This is a genomic window from Streptomyces sp. NPDC028331 (assembly GCF_055565775.1).
The window spans coordinates 234244-255198 of record NZ_JBVHTR010000001.1 but is presented as its reverse complement, the minus strand read 5'-3'; the positions used below and the strand labels follow the sequence as shown (position 1 = coordinate 255198).

Annotated in this window: 34 protein-coding genes; 2 read left to right on the top strand and 32 right to left on the bottom strand. The window is 67.3% G+C overall.

Features of this window, described 5'->3' with window-relative positions; genetic code table 11:
* Window positions 1-82: 82 nt before the first annotated feature.
* The 30 genes from rplQ to rpsJ all read right to left on the bottom strand — a co-directional run bounded on the left by rplQ (window position 83) and on the right by rpsJ (window position 17231).
* On the bottom strand, window positions 83-610 hold the full coding sequence (gene rplQ, locus ACZ4SW_RS01265; RefSeq protein WP_468236273.1) for a 50S ribosomal protein L17: 528 nt from the start codon (window positions 608-610) through the stop codon (window positions 83-85).
* Window positions 611-772: 162 nt separating this feature from the next.
* Complete coding sequence (locus ACZ4SW_RS01260) at window positions 773-1795, bottom strand: DNA-directed RNA polymerase subunit alpha (RefSeq protein WP_003966937.1); 1023 nt, start codon at window positions 1793-1795, stop codon at window positions 773-775.
* A gap of 143 nt (window positions 1796-1938) precedes the next feature.
* On the bottom strand, window positions 1939-2343 hold the full coding sequence (rpsK, locus tag ACZ4SW_RS01255; RefSeq protein WP_003956432.1) for a 30S ribosomal protein S11: 405 nt from the start codon (window positions 2341-2343) through the stop codon (window positions 1939-1941).
* Between the two features lie 65 nt (window positions 2344-2408).
* Window positions 2409-2789 (bottom strand): 30S ribosomal protein S13, encoded by a 381-nt coding sequence (gene rpsM, locus ACZ4SW_RS01250; RefSeq protein ID WP_388571531.1) that lies wholly within the window; start codon window positions 2787-2789, stop codon window positions 2409-2411.
* Window positions 2790-2988: 199 nt separating this feature from the next.
* Complete coding sequence (gene rpmJ / locus ACZ4SW_RS01245; RefSeq protein ID WP_003998809.1) at window positions 2989-3102, bottom strand: 50S ribosomal protein L36; 114 nt, start codon at window positions 3100-3102, stop codon at window positions 2989-2991.
* 62 nt (window positions 3103-3164) lie between these two features.
* A complete protein-coding gene (gene infA / locus ACZ4SW_RS01240) occupies window positions 3165-3386 on the bottom strand; it encodes a translation initiation factor IF-1 (RefSeq protein WP_003948620.1) in 222 nt (73 codons plus the stop codon).
* A 180-nt stretch (window positions 3387-3566) separates the two neighbouring features.
* Window positions 3567-4403, bottom strand: a complete 837-nt coding sequence (gene map / locus ACZ4SW_RS01235; RefSeq protein WP_468236269.1) for a type I methionyl aminopeptidase — start codon at window positions 4401-4403, stop codon at window positions 3567-3569.
* 752 nt (window positions 4404-5155) lie between these two features.
* Complete coding sequence (locus ACZ4SW_RS01230; protein WP_468236266.1) at window positions 5156-5818, bottom strand: adenylate kinase; 663 nt, start codon at window positions 5816-5818, stop codon at window positions 5156-5158.
* On the bottom strand, window positions 5818-7131 hold the full coding sequence (secY, locus tag ACZ4SW_RS01225; RefSeq protein WP_468236263.1) for a preprotein translocase subunit SecY: 1314 nt from the start codon (window positions 7129-7131) through the stop codon (window positions 5818-5820). Before secY ends, ACZ4SW_RS01230 begins: the two co-directional genes overlap by 1 nt.
* 250 nt (window positions 7132-7381) lie before the next feature.
* Window positions 7382-7837, bottom strand: coding sequence for a 50S ribosomal protein L15 (gene rplO, locus ACZ4SW_RS01220; protein ID WP_468236260.1), 456 nt, complete (start codon window positions 7835-7837; stop codon window positions 7382-7384).
* A 2-nt stretch (window positions 7838-7839) separates the two neighbouring features.
* A complete protein-coding gene (gene rpmD, locus ACZ4SW_RS01215) occupies window positions 7840-8022 on the bottom strand; it encodes a 50S ribosomal protein L30 (RefSeq protein ID WP_030174559.1) in 183 nt (60 codons plus the stop codon).
* 2 nt (window positions 8023-8024) lie between these two features.
* Window positions 8025-8630, bottom strand: coding sequence for a 30S ribosomal protein S5 (gene rpsE, locus ACZ4SW_RS01210; RefSeq protein ID WP_058923758.1), 606 nt, complete (start codon window positions 8628-8630; stop codon window positions 8025-8027).
* A 41-nt stretch (window positions 8631-8671) separates the two neighbouring features.
* A complete protein-coding gene (gene rplR / locus ACZ4SW_RS01205; RefSeq protein ID WP_468236257.1) occupies window positions 8672-9055 on the bottom strand; it encodes a 50S ribosomal protein L18 in 384 nt (127 codons plus the stop codon).
* Window positions 9056-9058: 3 nt separating this feature from the next.
* Window positions 9059-9598, bottom strand: a complete 540-nt coding sequence (rplF, locus tag ACZ4SW_RS01200) for a 50S ribosomal protein L6 (RefSeq protein ID WP_468236255.1) — start codon at window positions 9596-9598, stop codon at window positions 9059-9061.
* Window positions 9599-9622: 24 nt separating this feature from the next.
* On the bottom strand, window positions 9623-10021 hold the full coding sequence (gene rpsH, locus ACZ4SW_RS01195) for a 30S ribosomal protein S8 (protein WP_103837545.1): 399 nt from the start codon (window positions 10019-10021) through the stop codon (window positions 9623-9625).
* 213 nt (window positions 10022-10234) lie between these two features.
* Complete coding sequence (locus tag ACZ4SW_RS01190; RefSeq protein ID WP_003956452.1) at window positions 10235-10420, bottom strand: type Z 30S ribosomal protein S14; 186 nt, start codon at window positions 10418-10420, stop codon at window positions 10235-10237.
* Window positions 10421-10425: 5 nt separating this feature from the next.
* A complete protein-coding gene (gene rplE / locus ACZ4SW_RS01185) occupies window positions 10426-10986 on the bottom strand; it encodes a 50S ribosomal protein L5 (RefSeq protein ID WP_468236252.1) in 561 nt (186 codons plus the stop codon).
* Complete coding sequence (rplX, locus tag ACZ4SW_RS01180) at window positions 10986-11309, bottom strand: 50S ribosomal protein L24 (RefSeq protein ID WP_200418829.1); 324 nt, start codon at window positions 11307-11309, stop codon at window positions 10986-10988. The genes rplE and rplX overlap by 1 nt, the downstream gene beginning before the upstream one ends.
* A gap of 2 nt (window positions 11310-11311) precedes the next feature.
* Window positions 11312-11680 carry a 50S ribosomal protein L14 gene (rplN, locus tag ACZ4SW_RS01175; RefSeq protein WP_003998823.1) on the bottom strand — a complete coding sequence of 123 codons (369 nt, stop codon included), beginning with the start codon at window positions 11678-11680 and terminating at the stop codon, window positions 11312-11314.
* Between the two features lie 185 nt (window positions 11681-11865).
* Window positions 11866-12150 carry a 30S ribosomal protein S17 gene (gene rpsQ / locus ACZ4SW_RS01170; protein ID WP_200418828.1) on the bottom strand — a complete coding sequence of 95 codons (285 nt, stop codon included), beginning with the start codon at window positions 12148-12150 and terminating at the stop codon, window positions 11866-11868.
* Window positions 12150-12374 (bottom strand): 50S ribosomal protein L29, encoded by a 225-nt coding sequence (gene rpmC, locus ACZ4SW_RS01165; protein ID WP_018564811.1) that lies wholly within the window; start codon window positions 12372-12374, stop codon window positions 12150-12152. Before rpmC ends, rpsQ begins: the two co-directional genes overlap by 1 nt.
* Complete coding sequence (rplP, locus tag ACZ4SW_RS01160) at window positions 12374-12793, bottom strand: 50S ribosomal protein L16 (protein ID WP_103837549.1); 420 nt, start codon at window positions 12791-12793, stop codon at window positions 12374-12376. Before rplP ends, rpmC begins: the two co-directional genes overlap by 1 nt.
* A 5-nt stretch (window positions 12794-12798) precedes the next feature.
* Entirely contained in the window at window positions 12799-13617 is an 819-nt protein-coding gene (gene rpsC / locus ACZ4SW_RS01155) for a 30S ribosomal protein S3 (protein WP_055706471.1), read from the bottom strand.
* On the bottom strand, window positions 13617-13964 hold the full coding sequence (gene rplV, locus ACZ4SW_RS01150; RefSeq protein WP_006130776.1) for a 50S ribosomal protein L22: 348 nt from the start codon (window positions 13962-13964) through the stop codon (window positions 13617-13619). Before rplV ends, rpsC begins: the two co-directional genes overlap by 1 nt.
* A gap of 43 nt (window positions 13965-14007) precedes the next feature.
* Window positions 14008-14289 (bottom strand): 30S ribosomal protein S19, encoded by a 282-nt coding sequence (gene rpsS, locus ACZ4SW_RS01145; protein WP_039656232.1) that lies wholly within the window; start codon window positions 14287-14289, stop codon window positions 14008-14010.
* 12 nt (window positions 14290-14301) lie between these two features.
* Entirely contained in the window at window positions 14302-15138 is an 837-nt protein-coding gene (rplB, locus tag ACZ4SW_RS01140) for a 50S ribosomal protein L2 (protein ID WP_468236249.1), read from the bottom strand.
* 40 nt (window positions 15139-15178) lie between these two features.
* Window positions 15179-15598: a 50S ribosomal protein L23 gene (gene rplW, locus ACZ4SW_RS01135; protein ID WP_468236246.1), complete on the bottom strand. Its 420-nt coding sequence runs from the start codon at window positions 15596-15598 to the stop codon at window positions 15179-15181.
* A complete protein-coding gene (gene rplD / locus ACZ4SW_RS01130; protein WP_468236243.1) occupies window positions 15598-16251 on the bottom strand; it encodes a 50S ribosomal protein L4 in 654 nt (217 codons plus the stop codon). The genes rplW and rplD overlap by 1 nt, the downstream gene beginning before the upstream one ends.
* A gap of 8 nt (window positions 16252-16259) precedes the next feature.
* A complete protein-coding gene (rplC, locus tag ACZ4SW_RS01125; protein WP_200418824.1) occupies window positions 16260-16904 on the bottom strand; it encodes a 50S ribosomal protein L3 in 645 nt (214 codons plus the stop codon).
* An 18-nt stretch (window positions 16905-16922) separates the two neighbouring features.
* Window positions 16923-17231, bottom strand: a complete 309-nt coding sequence (gene rpsJ, locus ACZ4SW_RS01120; protein ID WP_003948644.1) for a 30S ribosomal protein S10 — start codon at window positions 17229-17231, stop codon at window positions 16923-16925.
* A 636-nt stretch (window positions 17232-17867) separates the two neighbouring features.
* On the opposite strand from rpsJ, the gene ACZ4SW_RS01115 reads away from it, so the two are divergent.
* Window positions 17868-19049 (top strand): right-handed parallel beta-helix repeat-containing protein, encoded by a 1182-nt coding sequence (locus tag ACZ4SW_RS01115; protein WP_468236240.1) that lies wholly within the window; start codon window positions 17868-17870, stop codon window positions 19047-19049.
* A gap of 67 nt (window positions 19050-19116) precedes the next feature.
* On the opposite strand, the gene ACZ4SW_RS01110 is transcribed toward ACZ4SW_RS01115, so the two are convergent.
* Together ACZ4SW_RS01110 and ACZ4SW_RS01105 are read right to left on the bottom strand one after the other, a co-directional pair.
* Window positions 19117-19326: a DUF397 domain-containing protein gene (locus ACZ4SW_RS01110; protein WP_468236238.1), complete on the bottom strand. Its 210-nt coding sequence runs from the start codon at window positions 19324-19326 to the stop codon at window positions 19117-19119.
* Entirely contained in the window at window positions 19323-20198 is an 876-nt protein-coding gene (locus ACZ4SW_RS01105) for a helix-turn-helix domain-containing protein (protein WP_468236686.1), read from the bottom strand. Before ACZ4SW_RS01105 ends, ACZ4SW_RS01110 begins: the two co-directional genes overlap by 4 nt.
* A gap of 116 nt (window positions 20199-20314) precedes the next feature.
* Between ACZ4SW_RS01105 and ACZ4SW_RS01100 the strand changes: the two genes are divergently transcribed.
* Window positions 20315-20809, top strand: coding sequence for an ATP-binding protein (locus ACZ4SW_RS01100; RefSeq protein ID WP_468236235.1), 495 nt, complete (start codon window positions 20315-20317; stop codon window positions 20807-20809).
* The last annotated feature ends 146 nt before the right edge of the window (window positions 20810-20955 follow it).

Genomic DNA, 20955 nt, shown 5'->3' with positions numbered 1-20955 from the left:
TCACACAGGCTGACAGGCATGCGGGAACGCGAAAGCGGGCCCGCCCGGCAAGGGGCGGACCCGCTCAGCGCGAGGTGGAGCCTCAGGCGTCCTTGGACTCCTCGGCCGGAGCCTCGGCAGCCTCCTCGGCCGGAGCCTCGGCGGCGGCCTCGTCGGCCTTGGCCTCGGTCTCCTCCGCCTTGGCGGCGTCGGCCTCCTTGACGGCACGCTTGGTCGCCGCCTCGGCCTCGCCGACCGCCTTCTGCTGCACCGTCAGCGCCTCGACCAGCTCGATGACGGCCATGGGCGCGTTGTCGCCACGGCGGTTACCGATCTTGGTGATGCGGGTGTAGCCACCCGGACGGTTCTCGTAGCGCGGGCCGATCTCGGTGAAGAGCGTGTGGACGATGCTCTTGTCCGTGATGACCTGGAGCACCTGACGGCGGTTGTGAAGGTCGCCCTTCTTCGCCTTGGTGATCAGACGCTCGGCGTACGGGCGCAGGCGGCGGGCCTTCGCCTCGGTGGTGGTGATACGGCCGTGCTCGAACAGCGACTTCGCGAGGTTCGCGAGGATGTGCTTCTCGTGCGCGGCACTGCCGCCCATGCGGGCACCCTTGGTGGGCTTCGGCATCGTGTTTCTCCTAGGTGTCTGCCCCGGCCGTGTCAGGTACCGGGGTCAGTATCCGAGCGGGCGGTCGCCCGTCGGAGACCCCGCGCCCCGTGAGGGCGCGGGGAACTGCGCGACCAGCCACAGCGGGCCCGCAGCCGAAAATGCGGCGTTCCCGCGGAGCGCCTAGTACTGCTCGGTCTCGACGAACCCGGCGTCCGCGTCGTCGTCCGCACCGAAGGCGTCCGCAGCGGCGGTCGGGTCGAATCCGGGCGGGCTGTCCTTGAGCGCCAGGCCCATGCCGGCCAGCTTCGCCTTGACCTCGTCGATGGACTTCGCACCGAAGTTGCGGATGTCCAGCAGGTCCGCCTCGGAGCGGGCCACGAGCTCACCCACGGAGTGGATGCCCTCGCGCTTGAGGCAGTTGTAGGACCGAACGGTGAGCTCCAGCTCCTCGATCGGCAGCGCCAGGTCGGCGGCAAGGGCGGCGTCCGTCGGGGACGGGCCCATGTCGATGCCCTCGGCGTCGATGTTGAGCTCGCGGGCCAGACCGAACAGCTCGACCAGCGTCTTGCCGGCGGAGGCCATGGCGTCGCGCGGACGCATCGCCTGCTTGGTCTCGACGTCGACGATCAGCTTGTCGAAGTCGGTGCGCTGCTCGACACGCGTGGCCTCGACCTTGTACGTGACCTTCAGCACGGGGCTGTAGATGGAGTCGACCGGGATACGGCCGATCTCCTGGCCCACCTGCTTGTTCTGCACGGCGGAGACGTAGCCGCGACCGCGCTCCACGGTCAGCTCCATCTCCAGCTTGCCCTTGCCGTTGAGCGTGGCGAGGACCAGGTCGGGGTTGTGCACCTCGACACCGGCCGGGGGCGCGATGTCGGCGGCGGTGACCAGACCCGGGCCCTGCTTGCGCAGGTACATCACGACCGGCTCGTCGTGCTCCGAGGAGACCACGAGCTGCTTGATGTTGAGGATCAGGTCGGTGACGTCCTCCTTGACGCCCGGCACGGTGGTGAACTCGTGCAGGACGCCGTCGATGCGGATGCTGGTGACAGCGGCACCGGGGATCGACGACAGGAGGGTGCGGCGGAGGGAGTTGCCGAGGGTGTAGCCGAAGCCCGGCTCCAGCGGCTCGATCACGAACCGGGAGCGGAACTCGTCGACGACCTCTTCGGTCAACGAGGGACGCTGAGCGATCAGCATGTGTGGATCAGATCCTTCAGTCGGGGGCGCCCGCTATATGACGCCCGACCACACCGCACCCGGCGGGGTGCGGTACTGCAAGGGTACGGGCGGTACGACCCGGAACGGGACCGTACCGCCCGAAGCCTCAGGCAGGCTCTGCCTCAGACGCGGCGGCGCTTCGGCGGACGGCAGCCGTTGTGCGGGGTCGGGGTGACGTCCTGGATGGAGCCGACCTCGAGGCCCGTGGCCTGCAGGGAGCGGATCGCGGTCTCACGACCGGAGCCCGGGCCCTTGACGAACACGTCGACCTTGCGCATGCCGTGCTCCTGGGCGCGGCGGGCGGCCGACTCGGCGGCCATCTGCGCGGCGAACGGCGTGGACTTCCGGGAGCCCTTGAAGCCGACGTGGCCGGCGGAGGCCCAGGAGATCACGTTGCCGGACGGGTCGGTGATCGAAACGATGGTGTTGTTGAACGTGCTCTTGATGTGCGCGTGGCCGTGAGCGACGTTCTTCTTTTCCTTGCGGCGCACCTTCTTGGCAGCGCCCTGACGTCCCTTGGGGGGCATCTACTAACTCCTACGGGAGGTGGTCGGTCCTACAGCGAAGACCGTGGACAGGTGTCCGCTGCGGACTACTTCTTGCCCGGCTTCTTCTTGCCGGCGATGGCGCGACGCGGGCCCTTGCGGGTACGGGCGTTGGTGCTGGTGCGCTGGCCACGGACGGGCAGACCACGGCGGTGACGCAGACCCTGGTAGGTGCCGATCTCGACCTTGCGGCGGATGTCGGCCTGGATCTCGCGACGGAGGTCACCCTCGGTCTTGATGTTGTTGTCGACGTACTCGCGGATCGCGACAAGCTGCTCCTCGGTGAGGTCGCGAACACGGGTGTTCGGGTCCACACCGGTGGCAGCCAGCGTCTGCTTCGAGAGGGTCCGGCCGATGCCGAACACGTAGGTGAGGGCGATCTCCACGCGCTTTTCGCGCGGGATGTCGACACCGGAAACGCGTGCCATTCAATGGCTCCTGGTGATCTTCGGAGGTCTTCCGCAGAACCGGTTCCCAGCCGCCGTATCAGGTACGAACTGGGTCCCCGGCCTCCGAGCCGGGGGTGTCAAGCCGCCGTTCGCGGCTTGGGCCCTGCGTATGAACAAATTCAGCTCGCGTCGCGCGAAACTCTGCGATAGCGGTGCAGAGGGAGCGGTCGGTCGTGCGTCAGCCCTGGCGCTGCTTGTGGCGCGGGTTCTCGCAGATGACCATGACCCGGCCGTGACGGCGGATCACCCTGCACTTGTCGCAGATCTTCTTGACGCTCGGCTTGACCTTCATGGGATGTGAGGTTCTCCGGGTCAGTTGCCGGCGGCCCCGCTGACGCGGGACGTGGGCAAGATCTACTTGTAGCGGTAGACGATCCGGCCACGCGTCAGGTCGTACGGAGACAGCTCCACCACGACCCGGTCGTCAGGGAGGATGCGGATGTAGTGCATACGCATCTTGCCGCTGATGTGTGCCAGGACCTGGTGGCCGTTCTGGAGCTCGACCTTGAACATGGCGTTCGGAAGAGACTCGACGACAGTGCCCTCGATCTCGATGGCACCTTGCTTCTTGGCCACGCTTCGCCCTTCGAATCGACTACCTTGATCGACTCCTGGTGCGCCTTACGCGTGCATGCGGACATGCGGGTGCACAAGAGCCGACGAGTCAGTCTACGTCAGCGCACCCGGAAAGACGAATCGCGAAAGTCTGCCCCATCGGGGTGATCGCTATGCACGGGGGCGGTTCCTTGACCGAGGTCAGGCCAGCGGATCCGGCGCCGCCGTGATGCCGTGCTCGGCGAGCTTCGCCCTGCCGCCGTCGGGGGCCGTGAGGACCAGGGGGCCCTCCTCCGTGAGGGCGACGGAGTGCTCCCAGTGGGACGACCAGGTGCCGTCCGTCGTGATGACCGTCCAGTCGTCCGACAGGACCTCCGTCTTGGGGGTGCCGAGGGACACCATCGGCTCGATCGCGAGGCAGAAGCCGGGCACCAGCTTCGGGCCCTTGCCGCGGCGCCGGTCGACGTAGTTCAGCAGGTGCGGGTCCATGTGCATCTCGGTGCCGATGCCGTGGCCGCCGTAGTCCTCGATGATGCCGTACCGGCCGCCGCCCGGCTTCGGCTGCCGGCGGATGTACGTCTCGATGGCCCGCGAGACGTCGACGAGGCGGTTGCCCTGCTTCACCGCCGCGATGCCGGCCCACATGGACTCCTCGGTCACCCGGGAGAGCTCGATCAGCTCCGGCGCGTGCCCCGAGCCGACGAACGCGGTGAACGCGGCGTCGCCGTGCCAGCCGTCCACGATGGCGCCGGCGTCGATGGAGATGATGTCGCCGTCCTTGAGGACCACCTCGTCGGAGGGGATGCCGTGGACGACGACCTCGTTCACCGAGGTGCAGATGGTCGCGGGGAAGCCGCCGTAGCCCAGGAAGTTCGACTTCGCCCCGTGCTCGGCCAGCACCTTGCGGGCGACCTCGTCAAGATCCCTCGTCGTGGCGCCCGGCACGGCCGCCTCACGCGTGGCCGCGTGCACGGCGGCGACGACCAGCCCCGCCTCACGCATCTTGGCGATCTGCTCGCGGGTCTTGATCTGCACCATGGGGGCTGCGGCCTTTCTGGACCGGGAAGAGACGGACACCATCAAAGATACGGGGCGTCCCGCTCACGCCGTCCCGCACTCCGGGAGGAGACTGCCGACCCGACCCTCGCCCGGGACGGAGACGGCCAGTCCGGCCGCACGCCCGGGGGGCGGAGGCCATCAGGCCGACCGCACGTCCAGGGGCGGAACCCGCCAGACCGGCCCTCGGCTGAGGGAAACCCGGCCATCAGGCCGCCCGCACATCCAGGAGCGAAGGCCACCAGGCCAGCCGCACGCCCAGGAGCCAAGGCCGCCAGGCCGACCACACGGCCAAGGGCAGAAGCCACCAGACCGGCCCTCGCCTCAGGGAAACCAGGCCATCAGGCCGACCGCCTCCAGCAGCGAAGGCCACCAGGCCAGCCGCACGCCCAAGGGCGGCAGCCGCCAGGCCGACCGCACGCCCAGGAGCGAAGGCCACCAGACCGGCCCTCACCTCAGGGAAACCAGGCCATCAGGCCGACCGCCTCCAGCAGCGAAGGCCACCAGGCCAGCCGCACGCCCAAGGGCGGCAGCCGCCAGGCCGACCGCACACCCAGGAGCGAAGGCCACCAGACCGGCCCTCACCTGAGGGAATCCAGGCCGCCAGGCCGACCGCACACCCGGGGGGCGCAGGCCACCAGGCCGGGCTCCACGTCACGGGCGGCAGCCCCTACGTACCCACACGTCGGCCGCGGCCCCCGGAGGGAACCGCGGCCGTGGCACGCCGGGAGCGGCTACTCGTCGCCGCCCTTCTGCTTCAGGGCCTCCATCGCGCGGGCCGTGACCTCTTCCACCTTGCCGAGGGCCGAGATCGTGACCACCAGGCCCTGGGCCTTGTAGTAGTCGATGATCGGCTCGGTCTGCGTGTGGTAGACCTCCAGCCGCTTGCGGACCGTCTCCTCGGAGTCGTCGTCCCGCTGGTACAGCTCGCCGCCGCACAGGTCGCAGACGCCCTCCTGCTTCGGCGTCTTGTACGACACGTGGAACACGTGCGCCGAGTCGTTGCGGCACACCCGGCGGCCCGCGATGCGCTTGACGACCTCGTCCTCGGGGACCTCCAGGTCGAGCACCGCGTCCAGCTTCATGCCCTCGGCGTCGAGCATGTCGTCCAGCGCCTCGGCCTGCGAGACGTTGCGCGGGAAGCCGTCCAGCAGGAAGCCGCCCTGCGCGTCCGGCTCCTCCATACGGGCCTTGGCCATCCCGATGGTCACCTCGTCGGGCACCAGGTTTCCCGCGTCCATGTAGGACTTCGCGAGTTTCCCGAGCTCTGTCTGCCGGCTGATGTTGGCGCGGAACAGGTCGCCCGTGGAGATGTGCGGGATCGACAGGTTCTTGGCGAGGAACGCGGCCTGCGTCCCCTTGCCGGCACCGGGCGGCCCGACGAGCACGATTCGCATCAGCGGAGGAACCCTTCGTAATTGCGCTGCTGGAGCTGGCTCTCGATCTGCTTCACCGTCTCGAGACCGACACCCACGATGATCAGGATGCTGGTGCCACCGAACGGGAAGTTCTGGCTTGCCCCGAAGCCGACCAACGCCATTGTCGGTACGAGAGCGATCAGACCCAGGTACAGCGAACCCGGCCAGGTGATCCGGTTGAGCACGTACGACAGGTACTCAGCGGTGGGCCGACCGGCCCGGATGCCCGGGATGAAGCCACCATACTTCTTCATGTTGTCCGCGACTTCCTCGGGGTTGAACGAGATCGCCACGTAGAAGAACGCGAAGAACACGATCAGAAGGAAGTACAGGGTGATGTAAAGCGGGTGGTCACCCTTGGTGAGGTTCTGCTGGATCCACGTCTTCCAGCCTGAGTTGCCCCCGGCGAACTGCGCGATCAACGCCGGGATGTAGAGCAGCGACGAAGCGAAGATGACAGGGATCACACCCGCCTGGTTCACCTTGAGCGGAATGTACGTGGACGTGCCTCCGTAGGAGCGGCGGCCGATCATCCGCTTCGCGTACTGCACGGGGATGCGCCGCTGCGCCTGCTCGACGAAGACCACGAGACCGACCATGATCAGGCCGATCAGGATGACCGTGCCGAACTCGATCCAGCCGCCGGCCAGGGTGCCCTGCTTCTTGATCGCCCACAGCGCGGACGGGAAGGTCGCGGCGATCGAGATGAACATCAGGATGGACATGCCGTTGCCGATGCCGCGGTCGGTGATCAGCTCACCGAGCCACATGACGACGGCGGTACCGGCGGTCATGCAGATGACCATCGTGATGGTGGTGAAGATCGACTGGTCGGGCACGATCGAGGACGCCACGGGGCAGCCCGAGAAGAGGGCGCCGCTGCGGGCGGTGGCCACCAGACCGGTGCCCTGGAGGATCGCCAGCGCCACCGTCAGGTAACGGGTGTACTGCGTGATCTTCGTCGTGCCGGCCTGGCCCTCCTTCTTCAGGGCCTCCAGGCGCGGGATGACCACGGTCAGGAGCTGGAGAATGATGCTCGCCGTGATGTACGGCATGATGCCCAGCGCGAAAACCGTGATCTGCAGCAGCGCGCCGCCGCTGAACATGTTGACCAGACCGAACAGGCCCGTGTTGCCCTTGGCCGCTTCGATACAGGTCTGGACGCTCTTGTAGTCGACGCCCGGGATCGGGATGTGGGTACCGACCCGGTACACCACGATGATGCCGAGCGTGAAGAGCAGCTTCTTGCGCAGGTCGGGCGTCCTGAACGCCCGGGCGAACGCGGTGAGCACGGTGCCTCCTGCGACCCCCGCGCAACTGCGTCAAGGGTGACGGTCTGAGTTTCCGACTGAACAACGACAACAACGACATACGTAACGGTCGACTGCCGCCCCGGGTGCCCGAACAGCGACACCCGGTGAAACTGGGCAGTGCAGGCAACCTTACCGGCGAGACTGCCCCCGTGGAACGACCAACCGGGGATACCCCTCTGTGGGGTATCCCCGGTCGGGATCGTTCAGGTCATCGAGACGCCCGAAGGTTTCAGACGAGCTCGGTGACGGTACCGCCGGCAGCGGTGATCTTCTCCTTGGCGGAGCCGGAGACGGCGTCGACCGTCACCTGCAGCGCCACGGAGATCTCGCCCTGGCCGAGGACCTTGACGAGCGCGTTCTTGCGAACGGCGCCCTTGGCCACCAGACCCTCGACGGTGACCTCGCCACCCTCGGGGTAGAGCGCGGCCAGCTTGTCGAGGTTCACGACCTGGTACTCGGTCTTGAACGGGTTCTTGAAGCCCTTCAGCTTCGGGAGACGCATGTGGAGCGGCATCTGGCCACCCTCGAAGCTCTCCGGAACCTGGTAGCGGGCCTTCGTGCCCTTGGTACCACGACCGGCCGTCTTACCCTTCGACGCCTCACCACGACCGACACGGGTCTTGGCGGTCTTGGCGCCCGGGGCGGGACGGAGGTTGTGGATCTTGAGCGGGTTCTGCTCCGCCATGATCAGTCGACCTCCTCGACCGTCACGAGGTGGCGGACGGTGTGCACCATGCCGCGGAACTCGGGGCGGTCCTCCTTGACGACCACGTCACCCAGGCGCTTGAGGCCCAGGGAACGCAGGGTGTCGCGGTGGTTCTGCTTGCTGCCGATGTAGGACTTGACCTGCGTGATCTTGAGCTGTGCCATGATCACACACCCGCCCCGGCACGCGCACGCAGCAGGGCCGCGGGAGCGACGTCCTCGAGCGGCAGACCGCGGCGGGCCGCGATCTCCTCGGGACGCTGCAGGCCCTTCAGGGCCTCCACGGTCGCGTGCACGATGTTGATCGCGTTGTCGGAGCCGAGCGACTTCGACAGCACGTCGTGGATACCGGCGCACTCGAGCACGGCACGCACCGGACCACCGGCGATAACACCGGTACCGGGCGACGCGGGCTTGAGCAGCACGACACCGGCAGCCTTCTCACCCTGGATCGGGTGCGGGATGGTGCCCTGGATCCGGGGGACCTTGAAGAAGTGCTTCTTGGCCTCCTCAACGCCCTTGGCGATGGCGGCCGGCACCTCCTTGGCCTTGCCGTATCCGACACCCACGGTGCCGTCACCGTCGCCCACCACGACCAGCGCGGTGAAGCTGAAGCGACGACCACCCTTCACAACCTTGGCGACGCGGTTGATCGCGACGACGCGCTCAACGTACGCGGTCTTCTCGGCGGCAGCAGCGCCGCCGTCACGGCCCTTCCGGTCCCGCCGCTCGCCGCCACCGGCACCGCTTCCGCGGCGCTGGGGTCCAGCCATTGGAATTACCTCTCTCTGTTTCCGCTAGCTACGGAACCGGCTCAGAACTGAAGGCCGGCTTCGCGGGCGGCGTCCGCCAGGGCGGCGATGCGCCCGGCGTACTGGTTGCCACCACGGTCGAACACGACCTTCTCGACACCGGCGGCCTTGGCACGCTCGGCGACGAGGGCACCGACCTGCTTGGCCTGCGCGGACTTGTCGCCCTCGCCACCGCGGATCGAGTTGTCCAGGGTGGACGCCGATGCCAGGGTGTGGCCCTTGAGGTCGTCGATCACCTGCGCCACGATGTGGCGGTTGGAGCGGGTCACGACCAGACGGGGACGCTCCGCCGTACCGGAGACCTTCTTGCGGATCCGGATGTGACGGCGCTTGATCGCGGCGCGCTTGTAGGCGTCGCCCTTGAGGATCTTCTGCCCGTATGCCATGGCTTACTTACCCGCCTTTCCGACCTTGCGGCGGATGACTTCACCCTCGTACTTGACACCCTTGGCCTTGTACGGGTCGGGCTTGCGCAGCTTGCGGATGTTGGCCGCGACCTCGCCCACCTTCTGCTTGTCGATGCCCTCGACCGAGAAGCGGGTCGGGGTCTCCACCTTGAAGGTGATGCCCTCGGGCGCCTCGACGGTGATCGGGTGGCTGTAGCCGAGCGCGAACTCGAGGTTCGAGCCCTTGGCGGTCACGCGGTAACCGACACCGCTGATCTCGAGCTTCTTCACGTAACCCTGGGTCACGCCGGTGATCATGTTCGCCACCAGCGTGCGGGACAGGCCGTGCAGGGCCTTGTTCTGCCGCTCGTCGTTCGGACGGGTCACCTGCAGGGTGCCGTCCTCAGCCTTGACGATCTCGATCGGCGAGGCGACGGTGTGGGTCAGCTCGCCCTTGGGGCCCTTGACCGAGACCGTGCGGCCGTCGATGGTGACGTCCACGCCGGCGGGAACCGCGATGGGGAGCTTGCCGATGCGCGACATAGCTGTTTCCTCCGTTCCCTTCCGTTACCAGACGTAGGCGAGGACTTCCCCACCCACGCCCTTCTTGCCGGCCTGCTTGTCGGTGAGGAGCCCGTGGGACGTGGAGATGATCGCCACGCCGAGGCCGCCGAGCACCTTCGGCAGGTTGGTGGACTTCGCGTACACCCGGAGACCGGGCTTGGAGATCCGCTTGATGCCCGCGATGGAGCGCTCACGGTTCGGGCCGAACTTCAGCTCGAGGACGAGGTTCTTGCCGACCTCGGCGTCCTCGACGCGCCAGCCCGTGATGAAGCCCTCCTGCTGGAGGATCTCCGCGATGTGCGACTTGATCTTGGAGTGCGGCATGGTCACGGTGTCGTGGTACGCCGCGTTCGCGTTCCGCAGACGCGTAAGCATGTCTGCGATCGGATCAGTCATGGTCATGAATTGGCCTTCGGCCTCTCTCGCCGGGGTTTCCTGGTGCGCCATCCCTCTCCCCGATCCGAGACGGGACGGGTGCGGCGCGGTGGACCTACGGCGTAGTAAGTCGTAAGGGCGGCGACAGACGCCCAACCCCACAAGCCTAAGGCATGTGAGCTGGGCGCCCTGCCGCCCCGGTTGCTTACCGAGAGCTTCCGGAATCCCGCAATAGGGGGATTACCAGGAGCTCTTGGTCACGCCCGGCAGCTCGCCACGGTGAGCCATCTCACGAAGGCACACGCGGCACAGGCCGAACTTGCGGTACACGGAGTGCGGACGGCCGCAGCGCTGGCAGCGGGTGTACGCGCGCACACCGAACTTGGGCTTGCGAGCAGCCTTCGCGATGAGAGCCTTCTTCGCCATCTCGCTCACGCCTCCTTGAACGGGAAGCCGAGGTGACGGAGAAGGGCACGGCCCTCTTCGTCGTTGGTCGCCGTGGTGACCACGGTGATGTCCATACCCCGGACGCGGTCGATCTTGTCCTGGTCGATCTCGTGGAACATGACCTGCTCGGTGAGACCGAAGGTGTAGTTGCCACGGCCGTCGAACTGCTTGGGAGACAGGCCGCGGAAGTCGCGGATGCGCGGGAGCGCGAGCGACAGGGTGCGGTCCAGGAACTCCCACATGCGGTCGCCACGGAGCGTGACGTGGGCACCGATCGGCTGGCCCTCGCGCAGCTTGAACTGCGCGATGGACTTGCGGGCCTTGGTGACGGCCGGCTTCTGACCGGTGATCGTGGTGAGGTCGCGGATGGCGCCCTCGATCAGCTTGGAGTCGCGGGCGGCGTCGCCCACACCCATGTTGACCACGATCTTGACGAGGCCCGGAACCTGCATGACGTTCTCGTACTTGAACTGGTCACGCAGCTTCTGGACGATCTCGTCGCGGTACTTCTGCTTCAGACGCGGAGTCACGGTGGTGGTCGTCATCAGATGTCCTCACCCGTCCGCTTGGCAACGCGGATCTTGTTGCCGTTCTCGTCGAAGCGGTAGCCGACGCGGGTCACGACCTTCTTGCCGTCCTTCTCCACGACCAGCTGAACGTTGGACACGTGGATGGGGGCCTCGGTCGTGATGATGCCGCCGGCCTGCGAGCCGCGAGCGGTCGGACCAGCCTTGGTGTGCTTCTTGACCCGGTTGACACCCTCGACCAGGACGCGCTCCTCGCGCGGGAAAGCGGCAATGACCTTGCCCTGCTTGCCCTTGTCCTTGCCGGTGATGACCTGGACCAGGTCGCCCTTCTTGATCTTCATGCTTACAGCACCTCCGGCGCGAGCGAGATGATCTTCATGAACTTCTTCTCGCGCAGCTCACGGCCGACCGGGCCGAAGATACGGGTGCCGCGAGGGTCGCCGTCGTTCTTCAGAATGACGGCGGCGTTCTCGTCGAAGCGGATGTACGAGCCGTCCGGACGGCGGCGCTCCTTGACGGTGCGAACGATGACCGCCTTGACGACGTCACCCTTCTTCACGTTGCCACCGGGGATCGCGTCCTTGACGGTGGCGACGATGACGTCACCGATGCCCGCGTAGCGGCGACCGGAGCCACCGAGCACACGGATGCAAAGGATCTCCTTCGCACCAGTGTTGTCGGCGACACGCAGTCGCGACTCCTGCTGGATCACGTCTATCTCCTGATCGTCTGCCGGTTCCCTCCGGGAGTGGTGCCGGAGAGCCTGGCGGAACTGTCCTGCGGGGTCTGCCCCGCAGGAATTACTTGCGCCTCTGCAGGCGGAAACCGACGCCGGGGGCCGGGCACCGGGCGGTGCGGCCCCCAGCGGGGGTCAGCGGGGGCCGAGGCCCTCGCTTATTACTTCGCCTTCTCGAGGATCTCGACGACGCGCCAGCGCTTGGTCGCGGACAGCGGCCGGGTCTCCATCAGGAGGACGCGGTCGCCGACACCCGCGGCGTTCTGCTCGTCGTGCGCCTTGAGCTTGTTCGTACGGCGGATGACCTTGCCGTACAGCGCGTGCTTGACGCGGTCCTCGACGGCGACGACGACGGTCTTGTCCATCTTGTCGCTGACGACGAGACCCTCACGGGTCTTGCGGAAGCCGCGCGCCTCAGTCTTCTCAGTCACGTTGTTCTCGCTCATCAGGCGTTCTCCACCGTTTCGATGCCCAGCTCACGCTCGCGCATCAGGGTGTAGATCCGCGCGATGTCCTTGCGGACCGCCTTCAGACGGCCGTGGTTCTCGAGCTGGCCCGTCGCCGCCTGGAAGCGGAGGTTGAACAGCTCTTCCTTGGCCTCGCGGAGCTTGCCCAGAAGCTCCTCGTTGCCCAGCTCGCGCAGCTCGGACGCCTTGGTACCGGCCGACATCACGCTTCACCTGCCTCGCGCTTGACGATCCGGCACTTCATCGGCAGCTTGTGGGCCGCACGAGTCAGCGCCTCACGGGCGATCTTCTCGTTGGGGTACGACAGCTCGAACATCACGCGTCCGGGCTTGACGTTGGCGATCCACCACTCCGGAGAACCCTTACCGGAACCCATGCGGGTCTCGGCGGGCTTCTTGGTGAGCGGACGGTCCGGGTAGATGTTGATCCAGACCTTGCCACCACGCTTGATGTGACGCGTCATGGCGATACGAGCGGCCTCGATCTGACGGTTCGTCACATACGCCGGGGTGAGCGCCTGGATGCCGTACTCGCCGAACGCAACCGTCGTGCCACCCTTGGCAGCGCCGTCACGCTTGGGGTGGTGCTGCTTGCGGTGCTTGACCCTACGGGGGATCAGCATGTCGGTCAGGCCTCCGTTCCGGTGCTCTCAGCCGGAGCGGCAGGGGCCTCGGCCTTGGGGGCCTCGGCGCCGGCAGCCTGCTGCGGCTTGCGACCGCGCCGCTCGCCACCGCGGCCACCACGGGCCGGGCGGTCGGCGCCACCGCGGGCCGGGCGGTTACCCGCACGGGCGGCAGCGTTCTCGGCGCGGACCTCGGCGATGTTCTTGACGTCGCCCTTGTAGATCCAGACCTTCACACCGATGCGGCCGAAGGTCGTCTTGGCCTCGAAGAAGCCGTAGTCCACGTTCGCGCGGAGCGTGTGCAGGGGCACACGGCCCTCGCGGTAGAACTCCGAGCGGGACATCTCGGCGCCGCCGAGGCGGCCACCGCACTGGATCTTGATGCCCTTGGCGCCCGCCTTCATCGCCGACTGCATGCTCTTGCGCATGGCGCGGCGGAAGGAGACGCGGGAGGAGAGCTGCTCGGCGACGGCCTGGGCCACGAGCTGAGCGTCGGTCTCGGGGTTCTTGACCTCGAGGATGTTCAGCTGGACCTGCTTGCCCGTGAGCTTCTCGAGGTCGCCGCGGATGCGGTCGGCCTCGGCGCCACGGCGGCCGATGACGATGCCCGGACGCGCGGTGTGGATGTCCACGCGGACGCGGTCACGGGTGCGCTCGATCTCCACCTTGGAGATGCCGGCGCGCTCCATGCCGGACGTCATCATCCGACGGATGGCGACGTCTTCCTTGACGTAGTCCTTGTAGAGCTTGTCGGCGTACCAGCGCGACTTGAAGTCGGTGGTGACACCGAGCCGGAACCCGTGCGGGTTTACCTTCTGGCCCATTACCGGGTTCCTTCCTTGCTGCTGACGACCACGGTGATGTGGCTGGTCCGCTTGCGGATCCGGTAGGCACGGCCCTGGGCGCGCGGACGGAACCGCTTCAGGGTCGGGCCCTCGTCGACGTAGGCCTCGGAGATGAAGAGGCTGTCGACATCGGTGTGGTCGTAGTTGTGCGCGGCGTTGGCGATGGCGCTGTCGAGCACCTTGCCCACCGGCACCGAGGCGGCCTGCGGAGCGAATCGCAGGACGGCCTGGGCCTCCGTGGCGTCCATGCCACGGATGAGGTCCACCACGCGGCGGGCCTTCATGGGCGTGACGCGGATGTACCGCGCCTGGGCCCTGGCTTCCATGGTTGTCCCTTCAGTTACTTACGTGTCTGAATGCGATCCGCTACTAGCGGCGCTTCGACTTCCGGTCTTCCTTGACGTGACCCCGGAAGGTGCGCGTCGGCGAGAACTCGCCGAGCTTGTGGCCGACCATCGACTCGGTGACGAACACCGGGATGTGGGTCTTGCCGTTGTGCACCGCGATGGTGTGGCCCAGCATGGCCGGGACGATCATCGAGCGACGGGACCAGGTCTTGATGACGTTCTTGGTGCCGGCTTCGTTCTGCGAGTCCACCTTCTTCATCAGGTGGTCGTCGACGAAGGGCCCCTTCTTCAAGCTACGAGGCATCTCAACCCGTCCTTAGCGCTTCTTGTTCGTCTTGCGGCGGCGGACGATGTACTTGTTGCTCGCCTTCTTGGGAGAACGCGTACGACCTTCCTTCTGGCCCCACGGGGAGACCGGGTGGCGGCCACCGGAGGTCCGGCCCTCACCACCACCGTGCGGGTGGTCGACCGGGTTCATGACCACACCACGCACGGTCGGGCGGACGCCCAGCCAGCGCTTGCGGCCCGCCTTGCCCCAGTTGATGTTCGACTGCTCGGCGTTGCCGACCTCGCCGATGGTGGCGCGGCAGCGGACGTCGACCAGGCGGACCTCGCCGGACGGCATGCGCAGGTGGGCGTAGGCGCCCTCCTTCGCGAGGAGCTGCACGGAGGCGCCGGCGGAGCGGGCGAACTTGGCGCCGCCGCCCGGACGCAGCTCGATGGCGTGCAGGGTCGTACCGACCGGGATGTTGCGCAGGGCGAGGTTGTTGCCCGGCTTGATGTCGGCCCCGGGACCGTTCTCGACACGGTCGCCCTGCTGCAGGCCGCGCGGCGCGAGGATGTAGCGCTTCTCGCCGTCGGCGTAGTGCAGCAGCGCGATGCGCGCGGTGCGGTTGGGGTCGTACTCGATGTGCGCGACCTTCGCCGGCACGCCGTCCTTGTCGTGACGACGGAAGTCGATCACGCGGTAGGCGCGCTTGTGGCCACCGCCCTGGTGGCGGACGGTCACACGACCGGAATTGTTACGGCCGCCCTTGCTGTGCAGGGGACGGACCAGCGACTTCTCCGGCGTGGACCGCGTGACCTCGACGAAGTCGGCGACGCTGGCGCCACGACGGCCCGGCGTAGTCGGCTTGTACTTGCGGATACCCATTTCTCAGTCCTCGTCCGATATCGGACGATCCGGACCGCCCTTAGGCGGTCGGACCGCCGAAGATGTCGATACGGTCGCCCTCGGCGAGGGTCACGATCGCGCGCTTGGTGGCCGCACGCTGGCCGAAGCCGGTGCGGGTCCGCTTGCGCTTGCCCTGGCGGTTGATCGTGTTGACCCCGGTGACCTTGACCGAGAAGACCGACTGGACGGCCTCCTTGATCTGGGTCTTGTTGGCGCGCGGGTCGACGATGAACGTGTACTTGTTCTCGTCGAGGAGCGCGTAGCTCTTCTCGGAGACGACCGGCTTCAGCAGGACGTCACGGGGGTCCGTGTACGACTTGCTCAGCGGGGTCTCGACGGTGTTCTTGCCCTCGGCGGCGTGGCGGCGCGCCTTGGCGACGCGCGCGGCCTTGGCGGCCTTGGCGGCCTTCGAGGCAATGGCGGGGTGACGGATAGCCATCAGGCCTCGCTCCCTTCGGTGTCAGTGGCCTTCGGGCCGGACACGAAGGACTCGAAAGCGGCCTGGGTGAAGACCACGTCGTCGGAGACGATCACGTCGTACGTGTTCAGCTGGCCCGGCTCCAGGATGTGGACCTGGGGCAGGTTGCGAGCGGACAGCACGGCCTTCTCGTTCTCGCGGTCCACGACCAGGAGCACGTTCTTGCGCTCGCTGATCTTGGCGAGGAGAGCCTTGGCGGCCTTGGTGGAGATGTCCGACTCGACCACGTCGGTCACGACGTGGATGCGGTTGTTGCGGGCCCGGTCGGTGAGGGCGTGGCGCAGGGCCGCGGCCTTCATCTTCTTCGGGGTCCGCTGCGAGTAGTCGCGCGGCACCGGGCCGTGGACGACGCCACCGCCGGTGAACTGCGGCGCGCGGGTCGAACCCTGGCGGGCGCGACCGGTGCCCTTCTGGCGGTACGGCTTCTTGCCGCCACCACGGACCTCGCCACGCGTCTTCGTCTTGTGCGTGCCCTGGCGGGCAGCGGCCAGCTGGGCGACGACGACCTGGTGGATCAGCGGGATGCTGACCTTCTCAACGCCGAAGATCTCCGCGGGGAGCTCGACGGAACCGGCCTTCTCGCCCGCCGGCGAAAGGATGTCAACAGTGCTCATCGGTTACCTCAGGCCCCCTTGGCCGCGGTGCGGACCAGGACGAGGCCGCCGTTCGGACCGGGAACCGCGCCCTTGATGAGCAGCAGACCCTTCTCCGCGTCAACGGCGTGGACGGTCAGGTTCTGGGTGGTGACCCGCTCGTTGCCCATGCGACCCGCCATGCGGAGGCCCTTGAACACACGGCCCGGGGTGGCGCAGCCACCGATGGAACCGGGGGAGCGGTGCTTGCGCTGGGTGCCGTGACCGGCGCCGAGGCCCTTGAAGTTGTGACGCTTCATGACACCGGCGAAGCCCTTGCCCTTGCTCTTGCCGGTGACGTCGACCTTCGTACCGGCCTCGAACACCTCAGCGGTGATCTCCTGGCCGAGCGTGTACTCGGAGGCGTCCGCGGTGCGGATCTCGACGAGGTGACGACGGGGGGTGACGTCGGCCTTGGCGAAGTGACCCTTGAGGGGCTTGTTCACCTTGCGCGGGTCGATCTCGCCGAAGGCGATCTGGACGGACTCGTAGCCGTCGACGTCGTTCGTACGGACCTGGGTGACGACGTTCGGCCCGGCCTTGACCACGGTGACCGGGACAACGCGGTTGTTGTCGTCCCACACCTGCGTCATACCGAGCTTCTCGCCCAGGATGCCCTTGATCTGCTTAGCCATCTCTTCAGATCACCGGCCTCAGAGCTTGATCTCGATGTCGACACCGGCCGGGAGGTCGAGTCGCATCAGAGAGTCAACGGTCTTGGGGGTCGGGTCGAGGATGTCGATCAGGCGCTTGTGCGTGCGCATCTCGAAGTGCTCGCGCGAGTCCTTGTACTTGTGCGGCGACTTGATGACGCAGTACACGTTCTTCTCAGTGGGCAGCGGCACCGGGCCCGCGACCGACGCACCAGTGCGGGTCACCGTCTCGACGATCTTCTTCGCCGAGGAGTCGATGACCTCGTGGTCGTAGGCCTTGAGCCGGATGCGGATCTTCTGTCCCGCCATGGCTACTTCGTAGTCCTGTCTCTCTTACGCTCTGGAACCCGGCGTTCTCTGCCCTTGTCCTCCGACCCACGCGGTCGGGCGTGTCGCGCTCCCACTGACACAGATGTCCCTTGATCGAACATCCCTGCGGGATTACGCACGGCCCTGGAACCGCGCCGACCGGGCCGAAAGGCCCACCGGGTGCCTGGTCGGCGCCGCGCCCACGCTTCCCGGAAGATTCCCGTACGTCCGCCCCAGCGCTGCCCGAGGGCAGTTAGGGCGACGAGTACTGTGGGACTCGCTTCCGGTCCTCCCGGCGGGAGGCGCGCAGCATCAACACTCGACCGAGCAACTCCGACAGTCTGCCATATGGGGCGGGGGGCTGGCCAATCGAGCCGGAGAGAGTACCCCGAGGGTGACGTAGGTCAAACGCGGGGCTCCCGCGACCCGGTACCGCGGGGCGTCGGCCGGAAGGCGCGCAGGGCGGCGAGACCGCCTGCGGCGTCGACATTGAGTTCATGTCCGTGAATAAGAATCAAGTATCCGCCCATTGACGCGTCCACAGCAAGCGCTTACGTTCTCCCGGAGAAAGCGCTTTCCCTTGCACGGAACCCCTGGCCACGGAACCCCCACCCGTACGAACCCGGAGGCAGCACCATGCAAGTGAGACCCGTCATCGCGTGTGCCGGCCTGCTGGCCGGCGCGGTGGTCGCGCTGTCCGGCCCCACGGCCCAGGCCGCGCCCACGGCGAGCACCACGCTCTACGTGTCGCCGAGCGGCAGCGACAGCGCGGCCGGCACGCAGTCGGCCCCCACGACCCTCACCTCGGCGATCAGCCGCATCGCCCCTGGCGGAACGATCTACGTACGCGGCGGGACCTACAAGTACTCGTCGACGATCACCATCCCGCAGGGCGAGAACGGCACCCCCGGTGCACGCACCAACCTGTCCGCCTACCCGGGCGAGAAGCCGGTGCTGGACTTCTCGGGGCAGACCGAGAGCTCGTCCAACCGGGGCATCCAGCTCAACGCCGACTACTGGCACCTGTACGGCCTGACCGTCCAGCACGCCGGTGACAACGGGATCTACGTCGGCGGCAGCAACAACGTCGTCGAGCGCACGGTGACGGCGTACAACCGCGACACCGGGCTGCAACTCGGCCGGATCTCCTCCAGCACCCCGAACAGCCAGTGGCCGTCCGACAACCTGATCGTCAGCTCGGAGTCGCACGACAACAAGGACTCCACCGGCGAGAACGCCGACGGTTTCGCCGCCAAGCTCACCACCGGCACCGGGAACGTCTTCCGCTACGACGTCTCCCACAACAACATCGACGACGGCTGGGACCTCTACACGAAGACCGACACGGGTCCCATCGGCCCGGTGACCATCGAGTACTCCCTCTCGTACAACAACGGCACCCTCACCGACGGCACCCAGAACAAGAACGGCGACCGCAACGGCTACAAGCTGGGCGGTGACGACATCGCGGTCAACCACGTCGTCCGGCACGACATCGCCTACCGCAACGGCCACCACGGGTTCACGTACAACAGCAACCCCGGCACGATGGCCATCTCGAACAACGTCGGCATCGACAACACCCAGCGCAACTTCTCGTTCGACGTCGGCACCTCGGTGTTCCGGAACAACACCTCGTGCCGGTTCGCCGTCAGCGGGTCGAACGACAAGATCTCCGGCGACGCCGACAGCTCCAACCAGTTCTGGACCGGCTCGAACGGCTCCCGGTGCTCGTCGTACTCGGGCGCCCTGGGCTGGTCCTTCGCCTCGAACGGCTCGCTCGTGGTCACGTTCGGGGGCAAGGTCGTGACGCCCTAGCAGTCGGTGCCACGTCTACGCGCCCCGCTCCCGGTGTCGACCGGAGTGGGGCGCGTGCAGTTGAAGGTCAGCTTCCCGAGGCGTACTGCACGAAGCCGGTCCAGGCGTCCGGCTTGAGGGTGAGCTGGGGGCCGCCGACGTTCTTGGAGTCGCGGACGTGGACGGTGTGGGGGGCTATGGCGACCTCGACGCAGGAGTCGCCCTCGGTCCCGTCGCTATAGCTGCTCTTGAACCACGCCAGCGCTGAGGTGTCTCCGGCGGAGGCTTCGGGGATCATGCTTCTCCTCGTACTTGCTCGATGAACGCGAGCGACTCGTCTGGCGTGAGAGCCTGGGCCCGGATGATGCCATAGCGCAGTTCGAGGATCCGGAGCTGTTTCGGGTCGGAGATCGGACGGCCGTTGAACGCTCCGTCGGAACGCCCCACGGCCGTCCCGTCAGCGAACTTCAACACCTCGATCTTGCCGTCCACGCCGGGGTGGGCGTCGGTGTCCGTCGGCATCACCTGCAAGGTCACATTGCGCAATTTCGCCACCTCCAGCAGATGTTCGAGTTGGCGGCGCCGGACCATTGTGCCTCCGACGCGGCGCCGGAGCAGGCCCTCTTCCAGCACAAAGCTGAGTGACGGACCGGGAGAACGCTCGAAGATCGCCTTTCGTGCCATACGAGCGGCCACCATGCGCTCCACCTCCTCCTCCGAGTAGGGAGGCTGGCGTGCCTCGAACAGTGCTCTGGCGTGCTCCTCGGTCTGCAACAGGCCGTGGACGCTCAACCCGACGTACGCCCCGATCTCGACCGCCTGCGCCTCCAGCTTCGCCAGCTCCCGCACCTTCTTCGGGTACCGGACCTTGGCCACGTCCTCCTTCATCGCCGAGAGCAGCCCACCCGCCCCCAGCACCTCGTCCGCCCTGTCCAGATACTCGGGCCGCGGGATCCGCTTCCCGCTCTCGATCTTGTAGACCAGGTCCTCGCCGTACCCGACGGCCTTCCCGAAGTCGGCTGCCCGCATCCCCACCGCCTCGCGCCGCAGCTTCAACTGCCGCCCGACGGTCGCGACGACGGCCACTCCCCACGCGTCGTCCGGGTCCACCTCCCACCCCGGCTCGTCGGCCTCCCCCTTGAGTCGATCCGCGTCACCGTCCACGAGCATTCCGCGCCCCTCCCTCTCCCGACAGCCCGGACACCACCGGACAAGCACCGGACAGTCACCGTACGCAACGGCATCGTCACTGTTCACAGTAGGCAGGCGCGGCCACTCTGAGTGACGTGAATCAGGAAATCGCCGAATCCGCCGCCCAACTGGGCTGCCCCGTCCGGAACTTCAGCGTGCTGCTCTCCTCCACCCGGCGAGGAGCCCGTCTCGCCCGGCTCCTCGCCACCGAGCAACTGCGCGCCTGGGGGCTGCCGCTGGAGGCACCGGGCCACATCGTCGCCGAGCTGGCGGCCAACGCGGTCACCCACGGCCGGGTGCCGGGGCGCGACTTCCGGCTCATGCTCTACGTGGTCGGCGAGACCCTTCGCATCGAAGTGACCGACACGTGCTCTGACCGGCTCCCCCGGCTCCAGCAGCCGGATCCCGGCGCCGAGGCCGGCCGCGGCCTGCTCATCGTCGACGCGCTCGCGGACCGCTGGGGCGTACGCGAGGACCGCTTCCCGCGCAAGACCGTATGGGCGGAACTGCGCTGCTCAGAGCCGGAACCCGTCCCCACGGGCTCCGGTGGCGAAGGCGGTCCCCACCCAAAGAACTCCGGGGAGAAATGACCCCGCCAAGCCCCACCCCTCCGCCCGGGATCCACGCTCACCCGGGCGGGTGAACATCCCCGGCTCGGCTGGATCTCGCGGCCCCCGACTCCCCTACTCTCAGCGCAAACAACCGCACACATGCATCGGCCCCCGGCCGGGAGTAG

Coding starts and splice junctions, on each gene's coding strand:
- rplQ (WP_468236273.1), bottom strand. CDS start 610: ATGCCGAAGCCCACCAAGGGTGCCCGCATGGGCGGCAGTGCCGCGCAC.
- ACZ4SW_RS01260 (WP_003966937.1), bottom strand. CDS start 1,795: ATGCTGATCGCTCAGCGTCCCTCGTTGACCGAAGAGGTCGTCGACGAG.
- rpsK (WP_003956432.1), bottom strand. CDS start 2,343: ATGCCCCCCAAGGGACGTCAGGGCGCTGCCAAGAAGGTGCGCCGCAAG.
- rpsM (WP_388571531.1), bottom strand. CDS start 2,789: ATGGCACGCGTTTCCGGTGTCGACATCCCGCGCGAAAAGCGCGTGGAG.
- rpmJ (WP_003998809.1), bottom strand. CDS start 3,102: ATGAAGGTCAAGCCGAGCGTCAAGAAGATCTGCGACAAGTGCAGGGTG.
- map (WP_468236269.1), bottom strand. CDS start 4,403: ATGGTGCAGATCAAGACCCGCGAGCAGATCGCCAAGATGCGTGAGGCG.
- ACZ4SW_RS01230 (WP_468236266.1), bottom strand. CDS start 5,818: ATGCGAATCGTGCTCGTCGGGCCGCCCGGTGCCGGCAAGGGGACGCAG.
- rplO (WP_468236260.1), bottom strand. CDS start 7,837: ATGGCGGAGCAGAACCCGCTCAAGATCCACAACCTCCGTCCCGCCCCG.
- rpmD (WP_030174559.1), bottom strand. CDS start 8,022: ATGGCACAGCTCAAGATCACGCAGGTCAAGTCCTACATCGGCAGCAAG.
- rpsE (WP_058923758.1), bottom strand. CDS start 8,630: ATGGCTGGACCCCAGCGCCGCGGAAGCGGTGCCGGTGGCGGCGAGCGG.
- rplR (WP_468236257.1), bottom strand. CDS start 9,055: ATGGCATACGGGCAGAAGATCCTCAAGGGCGACGCCTACAAGCGCGCC.
- rplF (WP_468236255.1), bottom strand. CDS start 9,598: ATGTCGCGCATCGGCAAGCTCCCCATCGCGGTTCCCGCCGGCGTGGAC.
- rpsH (WP_103837545.1), bottom strand. CDS start 10,021: ATGACCATGACTGATCCGATCGCAGACATGCTTACGCGTCTGCGGAAC.
- ACZ4SW_RS01190 (WP_003956452.1), bottom strand. CDS start 10,420: ATGGCGAAGAAGGCTCTCATCGCGAAGGCTGCTCGCAAGCCCAAGTTC.
- rplE (WP_468236252.1), bottom strand. CDS start 10,986: ATGACGACCACCACCGTGACTCCGCGTCTGAAGCAGAAGTACCGCGAC.
- rplX (WP_200418829.1), bottom strand. CDS start 11,309: ATGAAGATCAAGAAGGGCGACCTGGTCCAGGTCATCACCGGCAAGGAC.
- rpsQ (WP_200418828.1), bottom strand. CDS start 12,150: ATGAGCGAGAACAACGTGACTGAGAAGACTGAGGCGCGCGGCTTCCGC.
- rpmC (WP_018564811.1), bottom strand. CDS start 12,374: ATGTCGGCCGGTACCAAGGCGTCCGAGCTGCGCGAGCTGGGCAACGAG.
- rplP (WP_103837549.1), bottom strand. CDS start 12,793: ATGCTGATCCCCCGTAGGGTCAAGCACCGCAAGCAGCACCACCCCAAG.
- rpsC (WP_055706471.1), bottom strand. CDS start 13,617: ATGGGCCAGAAGGTAAACCCGCACGGGTTCCGGCTCGGTGTCACCACC.
- rplV (WP_006130776.1), bottom strand. CDS start 13,964: ATGGAAGCCAGGGCCCAGGCGCGGTACATCCGCGTCACGCCCATGAAG.
- rpsS (WP_039656232.1), bottom strand. CDS start 14,289: ATGCCTCGTAGCTTGAAGAAGGGGCCCTTCGTCGACGACCACCTGATG.
- rplB (WP_468236249.1), bottom strand. CDS start 15,138: ATGGGTATCCGCAAGTACAAGCCGACTACGCCGGGCCGTCGTGGCGCC.
- rplW (WP_468236246.1), bottom strand. CDS start 15,598: ATGGCTATCCGTCACCCCGCCATTGCCTCGAAGGCCGCCAAGGCCGCC.
- rplD (WP_468236243.1), bottom strand. CDS start 16,251: ATGAGCACTGTTGACATCCTTTCGCCGGCGGGCGAGAAGGCCGGTTCC.
- rplC (WP_200418824.1), bottom strand. CDS start 16,904: ATGGCTAAGCAGATCAAGGGCATCCTGGGCGAGAAGCTCGGTATGACG.
- rpsJ (WP_003948644.1), bottom strand. CDS start 17,231: ATGGCGGGACAGAAGATCCGCATCCGGCTCAAGGCCTACGACCACGAG.
- ACZ4SW_RS01115 (WP_468236240.1), top strand. CDS start 17,868: ATGCAAGTGAGACCCGTCATCGCGTGTGCCGGCCTGCTGGCCGGCGCG.
- ACZ4SW_RS01110 (WP_468236238.1), bottom strand. CDS start 19,326: ATGATCCCCGAAGCCTCCGCCGGAGACACCTCAGCGCTGGCGTGGTTC.
- ACZ4SW_RS01105 (WP_468236686.1), bottom strand. CDS start 20,198: ATGCTCGTGGACGGTGACGCGGATCGACTCAAGGGGGAGGCCGACGAG.